The sequence below is a fragment of the Micromonospora sp. NPDC005806 genome, from assembly GCF_042871425.1.
GTDB lineage: Bacteria > Actinomycetota > Actinomycetes > Mycobacteriales > Micromonosporaceae > Micromonospora.
On record NZ_JBIAIL010000005.1, the window covers coordinates 43230 to 63148 of the forward strand.

The window sequence follows — 19919 nt, forward strand, 5'->3', positions numbered from 1 at the left end:
GCAAGACTGCCGGGGATGGCCGGAGCCGACGAACAGGACGCTCCGGGGCGGCCCGTCGAGGTCGCCCCGGTGCCCGTCCCGCGCGCCCCGGCGGCGCCCCGGCGTACCCGCGTCGTGCTGGCCGAGGTGTCCCGCCCGGGGAGCCGGGCGGACCGCACCCGGTCGGAGCTGACCCAGCAGACCCGGGTCGGCGAGACGCTGGTCCAGGGGCTGGTCCGGGCCCAGCTCACCCTGGCGCTGCGGCTGAGCCTGCTGGTGCTGATCGGGCTGGGCGGCCTGCCCTGGCTCTTCGCGATCGCGCCCTCGATCGGGCGGGTCACCGTGCTCGGGGTCAACCTGCCGTGGCTGCTGCTCGGGGTGGTCGCCTTCCCGTTCCTGATCGGGGTGGGCTGGGCGTACGTGCGGCTGGCGGAACGGAACGAGCAGGACTTCACCGACCTGGTCCAGCGGCCGGAGCGCTGAGGTGGGCAACGGGTACGTGGTCCCGGCGATCGTGGTGGTCACCCTGGTCACCGTCGGGATCGGCTTCTACGGGCTGCGGCTGGCCCGGACCACCTCCGACTTCCTGGTCGCCTCCCGGGCGGTCAGCCCGACCTGGAACGCGGCCGCGATCGGCGGCGAGTACCTGTCGGCGGCGAGCTTCCTGGGCGTGGCCGGGCTGATCCTCAAGTACGGCGTGGACGTGCTCTGGTACCCGGTCGGCTTCGCCGCCGGCTACCTGGCGCTGCTGCTCTTCGTGGCCGCCCCACTGCGCCGCTCCGGGGCGTTCACCCTGCCGGACTTCTGCGAGGTGCGGCTCGGCTCGCGGCGGCTGCGGAAGCTGGCCACCGTCTTCGTGATCTTCATCGGCTGGCTCTACCTGGTGCCGCAGCTCCAGGGCGCGGGGCTCACCATGGCCACGGTGGCCGGCTCGCCGTACCCGGTGGGGGCGCTGCTGGTCGCGGTGGTGGTGACCACGAACGTGGCGCTGGGCGGGATGCGGGCGATCACCTTCGTCCAGGCGTTCCAGTACTGGTTGAAGCTGACCGCGCTGGCCGTACCGGCGATCTTCCTGGCCCTGCAGTGGCAGGCCGACGCCCGACCGGCGGTGACCCCGCCCGACGGGCCGGCGTTCCGGACCGCGACCACCGTCGTGGTCGAGCACCGGGCGACCCTCACCTTTCCCGACGGCGACGTCCGGGAGGTACGCCCCGGCGACCGCGTCGAGTTCGCCGCCGGTGACCCGGTGCCGGAGGTCGCCGGGGGTACGGCCACCGGCGCGGCCGACTGGCTGCTGCCGGACACCGCCGGGGACGACGACCGGGGGCTGTTCGCGACGTACTCGCTGATCCTGGCCACCTTCCTCGGCACCATGGGCCTGCCGCACGTGCTGGTGCGCTTCTACACCAACCCGGACGGCGCCGCCGCCCGCCGGACCACGCTGGTGGTGCTGGCCCTGGTCGGCGTCTTCTACCTCCTGCCCACCATCTACGGCGTGCTGGGCCGGATCTACACGCCGCAGCTGCTGGTGACCGGCCAGACCGACGCGGTGGTGGTGCTGCTGCCCGGGGCGGTGCTCGGCGGCGGTCCGACCGGCCGGCTGCTCGCCGCGCTGGTCGCCGCCGGGGCGTTCGCCGCCTTCCTCTCCACCTCGTCCGGCCTGCTCACCAGCGTCGCCGGGGTGATCTCCACGGACGTGTTCGGCCGCGGCTCGGTACGCGGCTTCCGGCTCGCCACGGTGATCGCCGGCGGGGTGCCCGCGGTGCTCGCCCTGAACGTCTCCGGCCTGGACGTCTCCCAGGTGGTCGGGCTGGCCTTCGCGGTGGCCGCGTCGAGCTTCTGTCCGCTGCTGGTGCTGGGCATCTGGTGGCGCGGGCTGACCGACCTGGGTGCCGCCGCCGGGGTGCTGGTCGGCGGCGGCGCGGCGGTCGGCGCGGTGCTGCTCACGGTGCTCGGCCCGCCGCTGAGCGGGTGGCCGGCCACGCTGACCACCCAGCCGGCGGCCTGGACCGTGCCGCTGGCGTTCACCGTGATGGTGGCGGTGTCGATGGCCACCCGGCGGCGGCTGCCCGCCGACGTCGGCGTGACGATGCTCCGCCTGCACGCCCCGGAGACGCTGCGCCTCTAGCTGACCCGCCGGACCGGGCCACCTGGCCCGGCTGGACGTGCTGCCGCCGGTCTGACCGGGTACGGCTCAGGGATGACCGGAGATCATCCTCCGGCCGGAGCGACCCCTGGCCGGAGCGGACTACGGTCTGAGTCATGGATGAGCACCCCGCGCTGTCCCTTCGCGGCCTGGCCAAGCGGTTCGACACCAAGGTGGCGGTCGCGGGCGTCGACCTGGGCGTGCCGACCGGCTCATTCTACGGGCTGCTCGGTCCGAACGGCGCCGGCAAGACCACCACTCTCTCCATGGCCGTCGGCCTGCTGCGGCCCGACGCCGGCCAGGCCCGGGTGCTCGGGTACGACGTCTGGGCCGACCCGGTCCGCGCCAAGGGCCTGCTCGGCGTGATGCCCGACGGGGTCCGGCTCTTCGACCGGCTGAGCGGGGCGGAGCTGCTGGCCTACCACGGTCTGCTGCGCGGCATGGACCCGGCGGTGGTCGACCAACGGGCGGCGGAACTGCTGGACGTGCTGGCGCTCACCGACGCCGGCCGCACCCTGGTGGTCGACTACTCGGCGGGCATGAAGAAAAAGATCGGGCTGGCCTGCGCGCTGCTGCACGGGCCCCGGCTGCTGGTGCTCGACGAGCCGTTCGAGGCGGTCGACCCGGTCTCGGCGGCGCTGATCCGGGACATCCTGCACCGGTACGTCGTCGGCGGCGGCACGGTCGTCTTCTCCAGCCACGTGATGGAGGTGGTCGAGCGGCTCTGCTCGCACGTGGCGATCCTCGCGCAGGGGCGGATCACCCGGGTCGGCACGCTCGACCAGGTACGCGGCCACCGCTCCCTGGAGGAGGTCTTCGTCGAGGTGGTCGGCGGTCGGACCGCAACGGGTGAGGAGCTGTCGTGGCTGTCCCGGTGAGCGCGCCGGACGCGCCGGCCCGCCGGGTCTCCGCCTGGCACTTCGTCCGGCTCAAGCTGCGGGTGATGGGCAACAACTTCCGCGGCCAGGGTTGGCGGATCGCGCTCTTCGTGGTGGGCGTGGTGTTCGGGCTCTGGTTCGCCGCCAGTGCCTTCTTCGCCCTCGCCGCCCCCGGTCTGGTCGGCGAGCCCCGGTACGCGCTCATGGTCGCCGCCTTCGGCGGCGGGCTGCTGGTGCTCGGCTGGCTGCTGCTGCCGCTGGTCTTCTTCGGCGTGGACGAGACCCTGGACCCGGCCCGCTTCGCCCTGCTCCCGCTGCCCCGCCGCACCCTGGTCGCCGGCCTGTACGCCGCCGCGCTGGTGAGCGTCCCGGTGCTGGCGACGCTGATCGCGATGGCCGGGCTGGTGGTCACCGCCGGGGCGCTCGGCGGCTGGTCGGCCGCCCTGGTCGCGGCGGTCGGGGTCGTCGGCGGGCTGTTGCTCTGCGTGGCCGCCGCCCGCGCGGTGACCAGCGCGTTCGCCACCATGCTCCGGTCCCGCCGGGTCCGCGACCTGGCCGCCGTCCTGCTCGCGGTGCTGGCCGCGCTGCTCGGGCCGCTGCAGATCGCGGCGATCGCGGCGGTCCGCCACGCCGACTGGGACCGGCTGACCGGGGTGGCCCGGATGATCGGCTGGACTCCGTTCGGGGCACCGTGGACGGCCGGCGTCGACGTGGCCGAGGGCCGGGCCTGGGCCGGCCTGGGCAAGCTGCTGATCACCGCGCTGGCCATCGGGGGGCTGCTGATCTGGTGGTCGCGGACGCTGGAGTCGGCGATGGTCGGCGCGGCCAGCGCCGGCCCGTCGAGGCAGCGGCGCGAGCCGGCCGGCGGGGCGGTCGCCCAGCTCTTCCCAGGGGTGGTCGGCTGGGCGCGACGAGACCGGTTCGGCGCGCTGGTCGCGCGGGAGTGCCGCTACTGGTGGCGGGACGCTCGGCGGCGGGCCAACCTGATCACCATCGCGGTGGTCGGCGTCTTCGTGCCGGTGATGGTCAACCTCGGCGGCTCCCGGCTGGCCAGCGACGGCGGGGCGGCGTTCGGCGAGGCGACCGCCAACTCCTCGCCGGTGCTGGTCAGCCTCTCCATGCTCTTCGTCGGGGTGCTCGCCTCGGTCACCCTGGCCAACCAGTTCGGCTTCGATGGCAGCGCCTACGCGGCGAACGTGGTGGCCGGCGTGCCGGGGCGGCTGGAGCTACGCGCTCGGCTGACCGCGTTCTCGCTCTACGTGGTGCCGCTGCTGGGCACGGTCGCGATCATCCTGGCCACCGTGCTCGGGCGCCCGGAGTGGGTCGGCCTGATGGCCGGCGGGCTCGTCGCCGCGTACGGCTGCGGGCTGGCGATCAACGCCTTCGTCGCGGTGCTCGGCGCCTACGCCCTGCCGGAGACCAGCAACCCGTTCGCGATGAACACCGGCGCGGGGGTGGCGAAGAGCCTCCTCACCCTGGTCTCCATGCTCGCCTCCGCGGTGGCGGCGGTGCCGGTGGTGGTGGCCGCGGCACTGCTCGGCGACGTCTGGCTCTGGCTGGCCCTGCCGGTCGGCCTGGCGTACGGGCTGGGCGCCGCACTGCTCGGCTCCTACCTGGCCGGCGACGTGCTGGATCGCCGCCAGCCGGAGCTGCTGGCCGCGGTCACGCCGCGCCGCTGACCTGCCGGTCAGCGGCGGCTGGCGGTTCGGCCCCGGCACCCGATCCGGGGGGGCGCGCGCAATGCCCGGCTGGCGCGGCGGAGCGGTGGCTACGGTGCGATGAGCCGTGACAAGGAGCAGCCGCCATGAGCGTGCACACCCGCTACCGCACCGCGGTGGTCGACGGGCCTTCCATCTTCTACCGGGAGGCCGGTCCACCGGACGCGCCGGTGCTGCTGCTCCTGCACGGCTTCCCGTCCTCGTCCCGGATGTTCGAACCGCTGCTCGCGCGGCTCGCCGACCGGTTCCGGCTGATCGCGCCCGACTATCCGGGATTCGGGCACAGCGACGCGCCAGCGCCGAGCGACCTCCGGTACACCTTCGACCGGATCGCCGAGGTGATGTCGCGCTTCGCCGCCACCGTCGGCGTCGACCGCTATCTGCTGTACGTCCAGGACTACGGCGGCCCGGTGGGCTTCCGAATGGCGCTGGCGGAACCGGCCCGGCTCACCCGCCACCCGCGCCGACGAGGTGGCCTCGCTGGTCCGTGGCTTCGCGTCCGTCGGCTTGGCGTCCGCCGGCTTCGCGACCGTCGGCCGCTGAGCCCGAGCCGCGGGCACAATGTTTCACGTGAATCATGAGCCGGGCGCCGAGATCCACCACACCGACCCGTTCGCCGTGCCGGCCGGGCAGCGCTCGCCGGTACGCCGGCTGCGCGGTCGGCTGGCCGCCCCGGTCACGCTCTGGACCGCGCCGGGACCGGCCGGGCTGACCGTCGCGTCCACCCTGGTCGCCGAGGGGGAGCCGGACCGGCTGCTCGGGCTGATCGACCCGGAGTCGGACCTGTGGGCGGCCGTCGAGGAGGCGGGGCGGTTCGCGGTCGCGCCGCTCGGTCCGGCGCACCGGCAGCTCGCCGACCGCTTCGCCGGCCTCTTCCCGTCCCCCGGCGGGCTCTTCGCCATCGGCTCCTGGACCGACACGCCGTACGGCCCGGTGCCGTCGGACGCCGGCGGGTGGGCCGGTTGCCGACTCGACGCCGCCCGGGAGTACGGCTGGGGCCTGCTGGTCGAGGCCACCATCGAGGCGGTCGACCTGGCCGAGGAGACCGCCCCGCTGCTGCATTACCGGGGCCGTTACCGCGAGCTGACGGACTGAGCACCGACCGTTCAACGGAGTGATCTAGGTCACTCGGCGCAACCGGTGTGCCGTTCGGCGCAACCGCTGACCGTCGCCGATCCGAGCCTTCCCCGGCGGGGAGCGCGCTCTTTACCGTGCGCGAAAATCCCCGACGCCTGTGAAGGTGGTGATCCACAGATGTCCACGGACACACCCGCGTCCGCGCCGGCCGAGTCCGCGGCGGAGCGGTACCTCGCCGTACAGCGGTCGGACGAGTTCGCCGGGTTGCGGCGCGCGCTGCGCGGCTTCGTCTTCCCGATGACCGTCGCGTTCTTCCTGTGGTACGCGCTCTACGTCATCCTCTCCGCCTACGCGCGGGGCTTCATGGGCGCGAAGCTCTTCGGCAACATCAACGTCGCCCTCGTCTTCGGCCTGCTCCAGTTCGTCTCCACGTTCGTCATCGCGTGGCTCTACTCCCGGTTCGCCGACCGGCGGATCGACCCGGTCGCCGACCGCATCCGCACCGAGCTCGGGGAGGTGACCCATGAGCACGGTCCTCGCGGCTGAGGCGGGCAGCACCACCGCCCGCAACCTCACCATCACGCTCTTCCTGATCTTCGTGGCGATCACGCTGGCCATCACGGTCTGGGCCAGCCGACAGACCAAGACCGCCACGGACTTCTACGCGGGCGGCCGCTCGTTCTCCGGGTTCCAGAACGGCATGGCGATCGGCGGCGACTACATGTCGGCCGCGTCCTTCCTCGGCATCGCCGGCATCATCGCCCTCTACGGCTACGACGGCTTCCTCTACTCGATCGGCTTCCTGGTCGCCTGGCTGGTGGCGCTGCTGCTCGTCGCCGAGCTGCTGCGCAACTCCGGCCGGTACACGATGGCCGACGTGCTGGCGTTCCGGATGCGCCAGCGCCCGGTTCGGACGGCGGCGGCGGTCTCCACCATCACCGTCTCGATCTTCTACCTGCTGGCCCAGATGGTCGGCGCGGGCGCGCTGGTCGCCCTGCTGCTCGGCATCAAGCCGGGCACCACCTTCCTCGGCATGGACGCGGACACCGCGAAGGTGGCCACGATCATCCTGGTCGGCGCTCTGATGATCATCTACGTCACCGTGGGCGGCATGAAGGGCACCACGTACGTCCAGATCGTCAAGGCGTTCCTGCTGATGACCGGCGCGATCGTGATGACCCTGCTGGTCCTGGCGCACTACAAGTTCAACCTGTCCTCGCTGCTGGGCGATGCCGCGAAGCAGTCCGGCAAGGGCTCGGCCTTCCTCGAACCAGGCCTGCGCTACGGCGTGGAGACGCCCGGCGACGCGTTGAAGACCTTCTACAGCAAGATGGATCTGCTCTCGCTGGGCATCGCGCTGGTGCTGGGTACCGCCGGCCTGCCGCACATCCTGATCCGCTTCTACACCGTGCCGACCGCCAAGGCGGCCCGGAAGAGCGTGCTGTGGGCGATCGGCATCATCGGCACCTTCTACCTGCTCACCCTGGCCCTCGGCTTCGGCGCGGCGGCGCTGGTCGGCGGTCAGGCGATCACCGCGCAGGACAAGGCCGGCAACACCGCCGCACCGCAGCTCGCCGAGGCGCTGGGCATCAAGTTCCTCGGCGGTGATCTCGGTGGCGCGACGCTGCTGGCGATCATCGCGGCGGTCGCCTTCGCCACCATCCTGGCCGTGGTCGCCGGGCTCACCCTGGCGTCGTCGTCCAGCCTGGCGCACGACTTCTACGCCAACGTGATCAAGAACGGGCAGGCATCGGAACGGCAGGAGGTGAACGTCGCCCGGATCTCCGCCCTGGTCATCGGTGCCATCGCGATCGTGCTGTCGATCTTCGCGCAGAGCCTGAACGTGGCGTTCCTGGTGGCGCTGGCCTTCGCGGTCGCCGCCTCGGGCAACCTGCCGGCGATCCTCTACAGCCTGTTCTGGAAGCGGTTCAACACCTCTGGTGCGGTGTGGGCGATCTACGGCGGCCTGCTCGCCGCCGTGGTGCTGGTCTTCTTCTCCCCGGTGGTCTCCGGGGCGCCGACGGCCATGTTCCCCGAGCACGACTGGCACTGGTTCCCGCTGTCGAACCCGGGCATCATCTCCATCCCGTTCGGCTTCCTCTGCGGCTGGATCGGCACCCTGGTCTCCAAGGAGCACGACGAGGAGAAGTACGCGGAGCTGGAGGTACGCGCCCTCACCGGTGCGGGCGCGCACTGAACCACTCCACGAGGGGCGGGTCGGAGCCGGCGACGGCTCCGGCCCGCCCCCTTGAGTAGGCTGACCGACATGAAGGTCGTTCCCCGTTTTGGAACCGGACACCGGATCCTCGTCACCGGCGGTGCCGGATTCGTGCCCTCGCACCTGGTCGACCGGCTCGTCGAGCGCGGTTGCACAGTCGTGGTGCTGGACAACTTCATCACCGGCTCCAAGGACAACGTGGCCCACCTGCTGGACCAGCCGACCTTCACGCTGATCGAGGCGGACATCTCCGAGGGGCTGCCGACCCACCACCCGGCCATGGCCGAGCGGTTCGACGCGATCCTGCACATGGCCTCGCCGGCCAGCCCGACCGACTTCGAGAAGCTGCCGGTGGAGATCCTCCGGGTCGGTTCGGTCGCCACCCTGGCGCTGCTGGAGCGGGCCACCGCCGACGGTGCCCGGTTCCTGATGGCCTCCACCTCGGAGGCGTACGGGGACCCGGAGGAGCACCCGCAGCGCGAGACGTACTGGGGGCACGTCAACCCGATCGGCATCCGGAGCGTCTACGACGAGGCCAAGCGCTTCTCGGAGGCGGCCACCATGGCCTACCACCGCAGCCGGGGCACCGACACCGCGATCGTCCGGATCTTCAACACGTACGGCCCGCGGATGCGGCCGGACGACGGCCGGGCCATCCCGACCTTCATCTCCCAGGCGCTGCGCGGCGAGCCGATCACCGTGCACGGCACCGGCAACCAGACCCGCTCGATCTGCTACGTCGACGACCTGGTGCGGGGCATCCTGCTGCTGCTCGACTCGACCGAAACCGGCCCGATCAACTGCGGCACGGAGCACGAGCTGTCGATGCGGCAACTCGCCGAGCTGATCGTGTCACTCAGCGGAAGCACGTCCGAGGTGACCTACATCACCCGGACCGCGGACGACCCGGAAAAGCGCCGCCCGGATCTCACCCTCGCCCGTGAGCTGCTGGGATACGAGCCGACCGTGGCGCCCGAAGACGGTCTTCGACGCACGATCGGGTATTTCCGCGACCGGCTAGGGTACTGAACCCGGTTGGGAGGAGGCTGACACCCCGCTCCGCCTGAGGGCGGCACTGGCCCCTTCGACCTACCCTCGGTTACATGTCAGCGACCACGTCTGCCGGCGTCCCGTTCCCGTACCTGAGTCGGAGCGCGGGCCGGGCCCAGGTCCCCGGCCTCGGCCGGGGCACCACCGGGCGCGCCCGTGCGGCCGACGCCCGCTGGTACCCGTCGGACGACGCGGAGCCGCGCCCGGGTGGACCTGGCGGCCCGGGTGGACCGGCCGGCCCCGGCGGGAGCGGCGGCCCAGGTGGCCCGGGCCGGCGTGGCCCGCGCCCACGCTGGGGACGGATCGGCCTGGTGGCCGGCGTCGCGGTGCTGGTGCTCGCGCTGCTCGCCGGCGCCGGGGCCTGGTTCTACGCCCGCAGCCTCAACAACGACCTGGCCCGCACCGACCCCTTCTCGGAGATCACCGGGGGCCGGCCGGCCAAGACGGTCGACGGCGCGCTGAACATCCTGATGGTGGGCAGCGACTCCCGGGACCCGGACGCCCCGGTGGACGGTGCCGGCAAGTGGCGGGCGGACACGCTGATCCTCATGCACCTCCCGGCCGACCACAAGGAGGCCTACCTGGTCTCCGTCCCGCGTGACCTGTACGTGCCGATCCCGGAGAGCGCGGGCGCGTCCTGCGACTCCGGCTCGCGTAACAAGATCAACGCAGCGTTCGCGTTCGGTGGGCTGCCGCTCGCGGTCAAGACCGTGGAGTGCTTCACCGACGTCCGGATCGACCACGTGATGGCGATCGACTTCGCCGGCTTCAAGGAGGTCACCGACGCCCTGGGCGGGGTGGACCTGAATGTGGAGCGCACGATCACCTCGATCCACAAGCCGTACCGGACGTTCACCAAGGGCGTGAACCACATGAACGGCGCCGAGGCCCTGGACTGGGTGCGGCAGCGCAAGCAGTTCCCCGACGGCGACTTCGCCCGAATGCGCCACCAGCAGGAATTCCTCAAGGCCCTGATGGACAAGGCGGCGAGCACGGGGACATTGACCAACCCCAATAAGTTGAACGGTTTCCTCAAGGCGGTGACCGCCGCGGTCACGGTCGACCAGGGCTTCTCGCTGACCGACATGGCGTTGCAGTTCCGCAACCTGCGCGGCGAGAACCTGACCTTCATCACCAGCCCGAACCTGGGCGGTCGGGACGTCAACGGCCAGTCGGTGGTGGTGTCCGACCGGGAGAAGGCGCTGGCCATGTACCGGGCCATCGCGGCGGACACGATGGCCGACTGGGTGCAGGCCAACCAGAAGGGCAACGGCAACGGCGGCTGACGGCCTCCGGGGCTCCACCGGTCGGCGGACGCTCGTCCCACGACGAGCCAACCGCCGACCGGATGCTCTCAATTGGCCGTTCGGTCAATTTGCGGAGACGAGTGCCGGGATATGCGGGAATAGCCAGCGGACGAGGTCGCCAGATCGGGAAGCGGTACGTAGAGTGGTGCCGCCCCCGATCACCGAGCTGGAGCACGCATGCCGGTCCAGACCAGCCGTCACCCTCAGTCATACGATCCCGGGACACCTGGGCGGATGCCCCCGGTCATTCCGACCCAGCCCGGCCCGGGCGGCCGCGGTCCGGGTGCCGGTGGCGCGAAGAAGCGGACGAAGCGCAAGGACCCGCTCTGGGCCAAGCTCACGGTGATCTTCGGTGCGGTGCTGATGATGACGAGCGGCGTCGCGATCGTCGGCAGCAAGGCGGTGATCGGTCAGGCCACCAGCGGCATCGCCCAGCGCAACCTGCTCGGTGACGCGGGCAAGACCGAGGCCGAGGGCGGTAACAGCCTGGACGGCCCGATCGACATGCTGCTGCTCGGCGTCGACGCCCGGGAGCGCTGGGCCAAGGACGACGTCCGCTCGGACACGATCATCATCCTGCACATCCCGGCCAGCCACGACCAGGCGTACCTGATCTCGATTCCCCGGGACACCGAGGCGCAGATCCCGGCGAACCCGAAGTCCGGCTACAAGGGCGGCGTCGACAAGATCAATGCCGCCTTCTTCCACGGCGCGCAGAACGGTGGCGGCTGGGAGGGCGGCGCCCAACTGATGGCCAAGACCATCAAGTCGATGACCGGGATCAGCTTCGACGGTGCGGCGATCATCAACTTCGGCGGCTTCAAGAGCGTGATCGACGCGCTCGGCACCGTCCGGATCTGCGTGAGCCACGAGGTCAAGTCCCACCACATGTCGATGGTCGACGGCAAGCCGATGTGGAACGCGGACGCGAAGAAGACCGGCAAGGCGTACACCCCGGTGGTGCACAAGAAGGGCTGCCGGGAGATGGAGGGCTGGGAGGCCCTCGACTACGCCCGCCAGCGCTACGGCCTGCCGAACAGCGACTACGACCGCCAGCAGAACCAGCAGCAGCTGATCAAGGCGATGGCGAAGAAGGCCACCGACAAGGGCATGTTGACCAACCCGCTCAAGCTGAACCAGCTGATCAAGGCGGCCGGCAAGGCCTTCATCCTGGACACCGGCGGCGTGCCGATCGCCGACTTCATCTACACGCTCAAGGGCGTCAGCGGCAACGACCTGGTCACCCTGCGGACCAACGGCGGCACATACAGCCCGAACTCCGACGGCAGCAAGGAATCGCTCAACGAGCTGAGCATGCAGATGTTCAGAGCGGTCAAGAACGACAAGCTCGCCGACTTCGTGGTGGCGAACCCGGGCGTCCTCTCCACGCGTAAATGACCTGGTGACCCGGCGGTAGCTGCGGCGAAAGCGGCCGCCGCCGGGGGCCCGGCCCGTAGCCTGATGTGAGCGGGACTCACGTCGTCACGGCTGCGGGAGGGGTGTCACGTCCAGGCCAGCACGGACCGGACGCGGGCGGGGTCGACCCGCCCGCTGGACCCGGTTCCTGATCAACGCCGGCCTCGCCCTGATCCTGCTCGCCACGCTCGGGTTGGCCGGGATGCACTGGCTCACCAACCGGTACAACCGTTCGGTCACCAAGCAGCAACTGCTCGACGAGACCGCCCGACGGCCGCGTACCGACCTGTCGCACGCACTCAACTACCTGCTGATCGGCTCCGACCACCGGCCCGGCGCCAACCCCGACGACCAGCGCTCGGACAGCATCCTGATCGTGCACGTGCCGGCCGGGATGCGGGAGGCGTACCTGATCTCCATCCCGCGCGACCTGCTCGTCACCATCCCGGCGGCGCCCGGCTACGGCGGCGGCCAGGACAAGATCAACGCGGCGTACGAGCACGGCGGCGGCGGCGAGGCCGGCGCCCGGCTGCTCTCCGCCACGCTGACCCGGCTCACCGGGATCAGCTTCGACGGCGCCGCGCTGGTCGACTTCTCCGGGTTCAAACAGGTCATCGACCTGCTCGGCGGCATCCGGATGTGCGTGGACACCGAGGTCCGGTCGATTCACACGAAGACCGTGTTCACACCCGGCTGCCAGCAGATGGACGGCGCCCGGACGCTGGACTACGTCCGCCAGCGCTACGACCTGCCCGACGGCGACTTCGACCGGCAGCGGCACCAGCAGCAGATGCTCCGCGCGGTGCTCGACAAGGCCGGCGAGACCCACCTGCGCAACGACCCGGTGCAGCTGGACCGGGTGCTGCGGGCGGTCGGCGGCGCGCTGACCGTGGACACCAACGGCGTATCGCTGGAGGACCTGCTCTTCGCGCTCCGATCGCTCCCCCCGGACGCGTTGCACGGGGTGCGGGTGCCGTCCTACCCGCAGACCATCGGAGAGGTCTCGTACGTGGTGCTGGACAACGGCGGTGCCGGCCTCTTCGACGCGCTCCGGGCCACCCGGGTGTCGGCCTGGGTCGGGGCCAATCCCCGCTGGGTCAACCGGCTGTGAACGGGGCCGCCGTCTAGGCTTGTCCCGTGTTCGGACCCCAGGTTCCCAGCGTGCCCGCGTCGGCCGTGCCCGACGCCACCTACCTGCTCGACGTCCGGGAGGACGACGAGTGGACCGCCGGCCACGCGCCGACCGCCCACCATCTGCCGATGACCGAGCTGCCCGCCCGGCTCGCGGAGGTGCCGAACGACCGCCCGGTGGACGTGATCTGCCGCTCCGGCGGGCGGTCCGCGCAGGTCGTCGCGTACCTGATGCGCAACGGCTGGGACCAGGTGCGCAACGTCGCGGGCGGGATGGGCGATTGGGCCGCCGCCGGCCGTCCGGTGGTCACCGACGACGGGCAGCCGGGCCAGGTCGCCTGAGGTGCGCCGCCGACCATGACCACCCCCCTGGTCTTCGCGCACCGCGGCTCCTCCTACGACCTGCCCGAGCACACCCTGGCGGCGTACCTGCGCGCTCTCGACGAGGGCGCGGACGGGCTGGAGTGCGACGTCCGGCTCACCCGGGACGGGCACCTGGTCTGCGTGCACGACCGCCGGCTGGACCGGACCAGCAACGGTCAAGGGCTGGTCAGCGCGCGTACCCTCGCCGAGTTGGAGGCACTGGACTTCGGCTCCTGGCATCGGGGCGGGATGGCCGCGGACGGGGACGAACCGCTCGACGAGTCGCACACCCGGCTGCTCACCCTGGAGCGGCTACTGGACGCCGTCCTGGCCGCCGGCCGCCCGGTCCGACTGCTGATCGAGACCAAGCACCCGTCCCGCTACGGCCGGGACGTGGAACGCCGGCTGGTCGCCCTGCTGCGCCGGTACGGGCTGGCCGACCCGGGTCCGGACGATCCGGTGCGGGTCACCGTGATGTCCTTCTCCCCGCTGGCCGTACGCCGGATCCGCGAGCTCGCGCCGAGCCTGCCCACGGTGCTGCTGCTGGAGGTGCTGCCGCGCTGGCTGCGGCTGGGTCGGCTGCCCTTCGGCGCCCGGATCGCCGGGCCGGGGATCGCCCTGGTCCGGGCCCGGCCGCAGCTCGTGCCCGCGCTGCACGCCGCCGGCAACCAGGTCTACGTCTGGACGGTCAACGAGCCGGAGGACCTGGAACTGGTGCTGGCCGCCGGGGTGGACGGCGTGATCACCGACCGGCCCGCCCGGGCCCTGACCCGGCTGGACCGTTGAGCCCGGCCGATCCACCCGGCGGCCGATCCACCTGGCGGCCGGTCCCACCCGCCCGCGCGGGGGTGTCCCGGGACCGGTCGGCGGGGCACACTCGGGACATGCCGGAGCGAACCGACTACCCCGCCCTCATCGCCGGCCACACCAGCGTCATCGGCATGATCAACGCCGGCGAGTCCGGCCTCTCCGTGCTGAACCGGCTGCTCCGGGTGGTCGAGCCCGCCGTCGGGGCGGCCGGCCTGGTATGGGTCGAGTTCGCGCCCGCCGGCGGACGGGTGATCGCCGGGACCGGCAGCGCCGAGTTCGTCGTCGGCCGCCCCCTGCCGGCCACCGACCCGGTCACCGTCTGCCTGCTCTCCGGGCCACCGGTCCGCGACGTCCGGGTCGACGGGATCCCCGGGACGCTCGCCGACGAACTGACCGCGCGCGGACTGTGCCGCATGATCGTGGCCCGGGCCGAAATCGGCGGCCTCACCGTGGGCAGCCTGCACGCCCTCTACCCGGAGGGCGAGCCGCTCGACTCGTCCCAGCGCGCCGTCATCGGCTACGTCGCCGCCTGCATAGCGCACATGTACGGCGACCAGACCGGCCTGCCCGTGCACGGCGACGGCCCGGTGGTGGCGGCGCTCGCCGACGGCCTGGCGGTGGTGGACCGGAAGCACCACGTACGGCTCTGGAACCCGGCCGCCGCCCAGGTCACCGGCCGCCAGGCCGCCGAGGCGCTGAACCGCCCGCTGCCGTTCCCGCTCCCCCCGTCCGGGCAGGTGCTCGACCACCGGCTGCCGGACGGCCGCTGGCTGCGGATCACCGCCGGGGAGCTGCCCGGCCGCGGCGCGCTGCGCGTGGTCACCTTCCGGGACATCACCGACCAGCAGCGCCGCGACCACGACCGGGATCTCTTCGTCGCGGTGACCAGCCACGAGCTGCGTACCCCGGTCACCGTGATCAAGGGGTACGCGGACACCCTCACCGACCACTGGGAGTCGCTCAGCGACGACGACCGGCGGCAGGCCGCGCGGATCATCGGGCAGCGGGCCAACGAACTCGCCCGGCTCGTCGACCGGCTCCTCACCGCCGCCACCGAGAACCGGCCCGGCGGAGAGCCGGCCGCCCCGTTCGACCTCGCCGACGCGCTGCGGGCCGCGGCGACCGACCTGCCGGCGGACGTCCGGCACCGGATCGCCCTCGACCTGCCCGCCGACCTGCCCAAGGCGCTGGGCGACCGGCACAGCCTCGCCACCCTGCTCACCGAGCTGAGCACCAACGCCGGGAAGTACTCGCTGCCGGACACCCCGATCGAGGTCACCGCCGAGGCGGACGGGCGGACCGTCTCCTTCCGGGTCGCCGACCGGGGCATCGGCATCCGGCCGGAACACGTGGAACGGGCGTTCGACCGGTTCTGGCAGAGCGAGTCCGGGGACCGGCGGCGCTACCCGGGCGCCGGACTGGGTCTATATCTCGTCCGGCAGATCGTTGAGCAGCAGAATGGATGGGTATCCCTCCGACCGAGGTCCGGTGGGGGTACCGTCGCAGAGGTGCGGCTGCCGCGGGGATGACCGGGCACCCCGGGGGTGGAAAGGGACGACGGTGTCGACGGGTTCGGCCGAACGATCGTGGTGCGTGGTGGTGCCCCACCACGCGACCGGCGCGCGCCTGGCCCGGCACCGGCTCGCCGACGAGCTGGCCGACGTCGTACCCCCGGCCCTGCTGGCGGACCTGGTCGCGGTGCTCGCCGAGCTGGTGGGCAACGCCGTGCGCCACGCGGACCCGCTGCCCGGCGGGGTGGTCCGGGTCGCCTGGCGGCTGCGCTCCGGCCCCGGCAGCGGGCCGGCCGTCCAGCTCCGGGTCACCGACGGCGGGTCGGCCTCCGGTCCGCTGATGCGGCCGTCGACCCCCGACTCCATCGACGGGCGCGGACTGCACATCGTCTCCGGCCTGGCCAGCCGCTGGGGGGTCGAGCGGGACGGCCTCGGCCAGAGTGTCTGGGCCGAGTTCGACCCGACCGGCTCGCCCCGGCCGGACCTGGTCGCGGCCGGGTGACCGCCCTGCGGGGGCGGGTCCTGCCCACCCCGGTCCACGCCGGCATCTAGGCTGTCTCGCCGTGAGCAAGCGTCGAAAGAACCAGCGCGCCGCCGAAGCCACCCCGAAGCGGGAGAAGGTGCGCGACGTCTTCGTGCCCCGACCGTTCGAGGGCCTGGTCGACGAGCCGGAGTGGATCGCCCTGCGCGAGCTGGTCCCGGCCGCCTCCGCGCCGCTGCGGCTGACCCCCGAGCTGGTCGAGGAGCACGGCGACCGGCCGGTCGTCCTGGCCACCGTGCTGCCGATGGCCGCCCCCGCGATGACCAAGCCGGACGGGCGGGTCTTCATCGGCCTCCAGCGCCACCAGCAGTCCGGCGACGTCTCCCGGGACCTGGCCGACGCGCTGCTCAGCGCTCTGCGTACCGAGCCGGGCGGCCAGGTGGCGGTGGCGCCACTGCCGGGCCCGGGCCCCCGTCTCCAGGACATCCTGGTGGACGGCCCGCTGGAGATCACCATGCACGACGGGTTCGGGTTCTGGCTGGACCCGGGTGCCGCCGACGACCCGAACGTGCAGGCGTCCCTGGAGCGGGCCAACGCCGCGATCTACCCGACCGTCAAGCTGGCGGCGGCGCGGGCCGCGTACTGGTGCCAGGTGCCGGAGAAGGCGCACGTGCGCTGGGTGCTGCCCGACGACGAGGACGTGGCACTGGACGCGCTGTCCCGGTTGAGCGCGGCCGGCGCGCTGACCCTCGGCGACAACACCCGCTTCGCCGGCATGTTCCGGGCGCACGGCCGCCTGGTGCCGGTCTGGGACCTGCCCGAGGACGTCCCGGCCACCGACTGGGAGGAGCCGGTGACCGAGTTCGCCAAGCGGTACGCCGAGGCGCTGGAGGAGAAGGTGCCGCTGGACGCCGCCGGGCGCCGCGCCCGCCAGGGCCTCCTCGGCCGCCAGCTCACCCTGCGCTGAGCTGACCGGAGGAGGCCCTCCTTTCAGCGGCGGAGCGGCTCGCGGACCAGCGGGCAGGACATGCAGCGCGGGCCACCCCGGCCGGAGCCCAGCTCCGAACCGGCGATCGCGATCACCTCGATGCCAGCCCGTTCCAGTTGGGCGTTGGTCTCCACGTTGCGCTCGTAGCCGACGCAGAGCCGGGGCGCCAGGGCGAGGGTGTTGTTGCCGTCGTCCCACTGCTCCCGCTCGGCGGTGACCGGGTCGAGGCCCGTGTCGATCACCCGGAGCTGATCGAGGTCCATCGCGTCGGCGGCCGCGCGCAGGAACGGCGCCGGCCCGTCCACCCGGGGCTCGTCGCCGTCCGCCCCGGCGATGACCGTGTACGCCGACAGCGCGCTGGCGATGTTCGGGTACATCAGCACGGCGTCCGCGTCGACCATGGTGCAGACGGTGTCGAGGTGCATGGTGGCCCGTTCCTGGGCGATCGGCACCACCAGGATGGTGTGCGCCAGGCCAGCGGCGAAGACCTGCCGGGCCAGCCGTTCCGCCCCGGCCGGCGTGGTCCGCTCGCCCACCCCGACGGCGAGCACGCCGGGCGCGAGCAGCAGCACGTCGCCGCCCTCCAGGTGCTCGAGCTCCGGGTGGTAGACGAACTCGGTGCCGGCGAAGCGGGGATGGTGGCGGTAGATGGCGTCGGTGAGGCTGGTCTCCCGCTGCCGGGCCGTCATGGCCAGGCTGGTCACCCCGACCCGGTCCCCGATCCAGACCGACGAGTCCCGGGTGAAGAGCAGGTTGGGCAGCGGGTCGATGACGAAGTCGTGCCGGTCCATCAGGGTCCAGACCAGACCGCCCGGCCGGTCCCGGCCGATCCGCAGCTCCTCGTGGGCGAGCCCGGCGACGAACACGTCGGCCAGGGCGGCCGGGTCGAGGTACGCGAGGTGATCGGCGACCCGCCGGCGCAGGGTCTCGCCCAGCCGGGGCGAGCGCAGCACCAGCTCGGTCAGCTCGGCCCGGGCGTCCGGCACGGCGAGCGTCTCGGCCAGCAGGGTGGCGAGGTAGAGCACCTCCACCCCGCGCTCGCGCAGGGCGGCGGCGAAGGCGTCGTGCTCCTCCTGTGCCCGTCCCACCCACGGGATGGCGTCGAAGAGCAACGAGTCGTTGTTGCGTGGGGTCAGGCGGGCGAGTTCCGGCCCGGGACGGTGCAGCAGCACGGTGCCGAGCCGACCGACCTCGCTGTCCACGTAGTGGGTCACCATCGCAGCGTAGGACAGGCTTCCGGGCCATCCGGGAAAAGAAGTGTGGATGAATATGGCATTCATCCACACTCATTCCGACACTCCAGCTTGCCTAGCCCCGGGGTGGGCAACGTAGGGTAGTGGAGACATAACTTCGAGAGACCTTTTGCCGGAGGTCGCGATGACTGTCTTTCCCGCTCGTCGAGCCGTACCGACCCGGGCACTTCCGCCCGTCGCGGTGCCGCGACCCCGGGGTGAGTCCACCTCGATCCTCGAACCTGCCCGACCGACGCCGCTGGAGTGGGCCCGTCGCCGCCGGGCCGAGCGGGGCGCCCGCCGGTTGGAGGCGGCCGGGGCCCGCGCCCTCGGCCAGCTCGACCACCTCGGGTCCGCCTGGCACGTTATCGAGTGGCCCCGCACGGACGCCGCCGACGTCTTCCTCGACCGCGGTCAGGACGAGCGGGCCGGCTTCCTCGCCATCGGGCCGAGCGGTCTCTTCGCGGTCACCATCGCCGACCACGGCCGCGCCCGGGTGCTCGTCGCCGGCGACGTGGTGCAGATCAACGGCAAGCGTCCGCCTTATGTGGCCGAAGCCCGCCGAGACGCCAAGCGGGCGGGCAAGGCGCTCTCCGACGCGGTGGGCCTGCCGATCCCGGTCAACCCGGTGCTGACCTTCGTCGGCTCCGGGGTGATCAGCGTCTACGGCCTGCCGAAGGATTGCCTCATGGCCACCCACCGGGAGCTGGATCGGCTGCTCGTGGCGGGCGGCAACCGGATCAGCCCGGCCACCGCCGAGAAGCTCTCCCGGGTCGCCCAGGCCCCGTCCACCTGGCTCAACGGCACGTACCGTCCAGCAGCCGACTACCGGTGGTATGACGAGGGCCGAACGGCCGCTGACAAGCGGGCCGCCCGGCGGTAACGTCTCGGGCGACGCCACGCGGTCCGCGGCTCCGCCCCCGGTGGTTCCGTCGGCCCCGCCGTCGCCGGCCGCCCCGACACCGGCACCCGTCGCACCGACACCCGTCCCCCGGTCCCGCCGACGCTCCTGAGCTGCACCGACGGCCGGTGGACCCAGCACGATCGGCGGCCGTCGTGACGACCAGCTAGCGTGGACAGACCGTCGGTGTACATAGGAGGCGCGGTGGCCCACGTCGAACTCTCGCTCTCGGAAGTGTTCGCGCCCGCTGCGGGGACCTCGACCGAGCAGGAGTCCGACAACGTCGGGCAGTGGTCGGCCACCGTCTCCCGGGCTGCCGAACCCTGTCTGCTGATCGACGCCGACACCACGGTGGTGGCGATCTCCTTGTCGGGCTGTGACCTGCTCTGCCTCGGCGCCCCGGAGGACGTGATCGGTCGGCCGTTGTTGGAGGGCGGGCTGCGCCTGGTCGACTTCACCGCCCGACCCAGCGAGCTGACCGAGCAGGACACCGACAAGATCCCGCCGCTGCTCGCCCTGCACTCCAAGCAGCTCGCCCGGGGGCTGCTGCGGGTCAAGGGGCCGGGCGATGACGCCGGGACCACGGTCGACGCCATCTCCACCCCGGTGCTCACCGACGGCGGCGTCGCCGGCTCGCTCACCTTCTTCTCCAAGGTCTGACCTGCGACGACGTAGCGTTCGCCGGACCGTCGACGCCGGGGCGGGCCCGGGAC

Annotated in this window: 19 protein-coding genes and 1 pseudogene; 19 read left to right on the forward strand and 1 reads right to left on the reverse strand. The window is 72.4% G+C overall.

Annotated features, from left to right (window positions below):
• The first annotated feature begins 15 nt into the window (after window positions 1–15).
• From ACFYOS_RS08045 to ACFYOS_RS08125, 17 genes and pseudogenes are all read left to right on the forward strand, one after another.
• Complete coding sequence (locus ACFYOS_RS08045) at window positions 16–462, forward strand: hypothetical protein (protein ID WP_387136872.1); 447 nt, start codon at window positions 16–18, stop codon at window positions 460–462.
• Window position 463: 1 nt separating this feature from the next.
• A complete protein-coding gene (locus ACFYOS_RS08050) occupies window positions 464–2107 on the forward strand; it encodes a cation acetate symporter (RefSeq protein ID WP_387136873.1) in 1644 nt (547 codons plus the stop codon).
• A 134-nt stretch (window positions 2108–2241) separates the two neighbouring features.
• Window positions 2242–3003, forward strand: a complete 762-nt coding sequence (locus tag ACFYOS_RS08055; RefSeq protein ID WP_387136875.1) for an ABC transporter ATP-binding protein — start codon at window positions 2242–2244, stop codon at window positions 3001–3003.
• Window positions 2988–4682, forward strand: a complete 1695-nt coding sequence (locus ACFYOS_RS08060) for an ABC transporter permease (protein ID WP_387136877.1) — start codon at window positions 2988–2990, stop codon at window positions 4680–4682. Before ACFYOS_RS08055 ends, ACFYOS_RS08060 begins: the two co-directional genes overlap by 16 nt.
• Before the next feature lie 125 nt (window positions 4683–4807).
• Window positions 4808–5302 carry an alpha/beta fold hydrolase gene (locus ACFYOS_RS08065; protein WP_387136879.1) on the forward strand — a complete coding sequence of 165 codons (495 nt, stop codon included), beginning with the start codon at window positions 4808–4810 and terminating at the stop codon, window positions 5300–5302.
• Window positions 5277–5816: pseudogene (locus tag ACFYOS_RS08070) on the forward strand (flavin reductase family protein); the annotation flags it as partial. The gene ACFYOS_RS08065 and the pseudogene ACFYOS_RS08070, both read left to right, overlap by 26 nt.
• Before the next feature lie 159 nt (window positions 5817–5975).
• Window positions 5976–6344 (forward strand): DUF485 domain-containing protein, encoded by a 369-nt coding sequence (locus ACFYOS_RS08075; RefSeq protein WP_387136881.1) that lies wholly within the window; start codon window positions 5976–5978, stop codon window positions 6342–6344.
• Complete coding sequence (locus ACFYOS_RS08080; protein ID WP_387136882.1) at window positions 6322–7995, forward strand: cation acetate symporter; 1674 nt, start codon at window positions 6322–6324, stop codon at window positions 7993–7995. The genes ACFYOS_RS08075 and ACFYOS_RS08080 overlap by 23 nt, the downstream gene beginning before the upstream one ends.
• A 69-nt stretch (window positions 7996–8064) precedes the next feature.
• The gene (locus ACFYOS_RS08085) at window positions 8065–9045 is read left to right on the forward strand and encodes a UDP-glucuronic acid decarboxylase family protein (protein WP_387136884.1); all 981 of its coding nucleotides are present in this window, start codon (window positions 8065–8067) and stop codon (window positions 9043–9045) included.
• Window positions 9046–9119: 74 nt separating this feature from the next.
• Window positions 9120–10352 carry an LCP family protein gene (locus ACFYOS_RS08090; RefSeq protein ID WP_387136886.1) on the forward strand — a complete coding sequence of 411 codons (1233 nt, stop codon included), beginning with the start codon at window positions 9120–9122 and terminating at the stop codon, window positions 10350–10352.
• Between the two features lie 198 nt (window positions 10353–10550).
• Window positions 10551–11771, forward strand: coding sequence for an LCP family protein (locus tag ACFYOS_RS08095; protein WP_387136887.1), 1221 nt, complete (start codon window positions 10551–10553; stop codon window positions 11769–11771).
• A 190-nt stretch (window positions 11772–11961) separates the two neighbouring features.
• Entirely contained in the window at window positions 11962–12900 is a 939-nt protein-coding gene (locus tag ACFYOS_RS08100) for an LCP family protein (protein WP_387137320.1), read from the forward strand.
• 26 nt (window positions 12901–12926) lie between these two features.
• Window positions 12927–13262: a rhodanese-like domain-containing protein gene (locus tag ACFYOS_RS08105; RefSeq protein WP_387136889.1), complete on the forward strand. Its 336-nt coding sequence runs from the start codon at window positions 12927–12929 to the stop codon at window positions 13260–13262.
• 15 nt (window positions 13263–13277) lie between these two features.
• Window positions 13278–14069, forward strand: coding sequence for a glycerophosphodiester phosphodiesterase (locus ACFYOS_RS08110; RefSeq protein ID WP_387136891.1), 792 nt, complete (start codon window positions 13278–13280; stop codon window positions 14067–14069).
• 98 nt (window positions 14070–14167) lie between these two features.
• Window positions 14168–15622 (forward strand): ATP-binding protein, encoded by a 1455-nt coding sequence (locus ACFYOS_RS08115; RefSeq protein WP_387136893.1) that lies wholly within the window; start codon window positions 14168–14170, stop codon window positions 15620–15622.
• Window positions 15623–15686: 64 nt separating this feature from the next.
• Window positions 15687–16106: an ATP-binding protein gene (locus ACFYOS_RS08120; RefSeq protein ID WP_387136895.1), complete on the forward strand. Its 420-nt coding sequence runs from the start codon at window positions 15687–15689 to the stop codon at window positions 16104–16106.
• Window positions 16107–16167: 61 nt separating this feature from the next.
• A complete protein-coding gene (locus tag ACFYOS_RS08125) occupies window positions 16168–17052 on the forward strand; it encodes a DUF5926 family protein (protein WP_387136897.1) in 885 nt (294 codons plus the stop codon).
• A gap of 23 nt (window positions 17053–17075) precedes the next feature.
• Here the strand turns inward: ACFYOS_RS08125 and ACFYOS_RS08130 are convergent, their stop codons facing one another.
• The gene (locus ACFYOS_RS08130; protein WP_387136899.1) at window positions 17076–18290 is read right to left on the reverse strand and encodes an arginine deiminase; all 1215 of its coding nucleotides are present in this window, start codon (window positions 18288–18290) and stop codon (window positions 17076–17078) included.
• A gap of 160 nt (window positions 18291–18450) precedes the next feature.
• Between ACFYOS_RS08130 and ACFYOS_RS08135 the strand changes: the two genes are divergently transcribed.
• Complete coding sequence (locus ACFYOS_RS08135; RefSeq protein WP_387136901.1) at window positions 18451–19188, forward strand: hypothetical protein; 738 nt, start codon at window positions 18451–18453, stop codon at window positions 19186–19188.
• 222 nt (window positions 19189–19410) lie between these two features.
• The gene (locus ACFYOS_RS08140) at window positions 19411–19866 is read left to right on the forward strand and encodes a hypothetical protein (protein ID WP_387136903.1); all 456 of its coding nucleotides are present in this window, start codon (window positions 19411–19413) and stop codon (window positions 19864–19866) included.
• The last annotated feature ends 53 nt before the right edge of the window (window positions 19867–19919 follow it).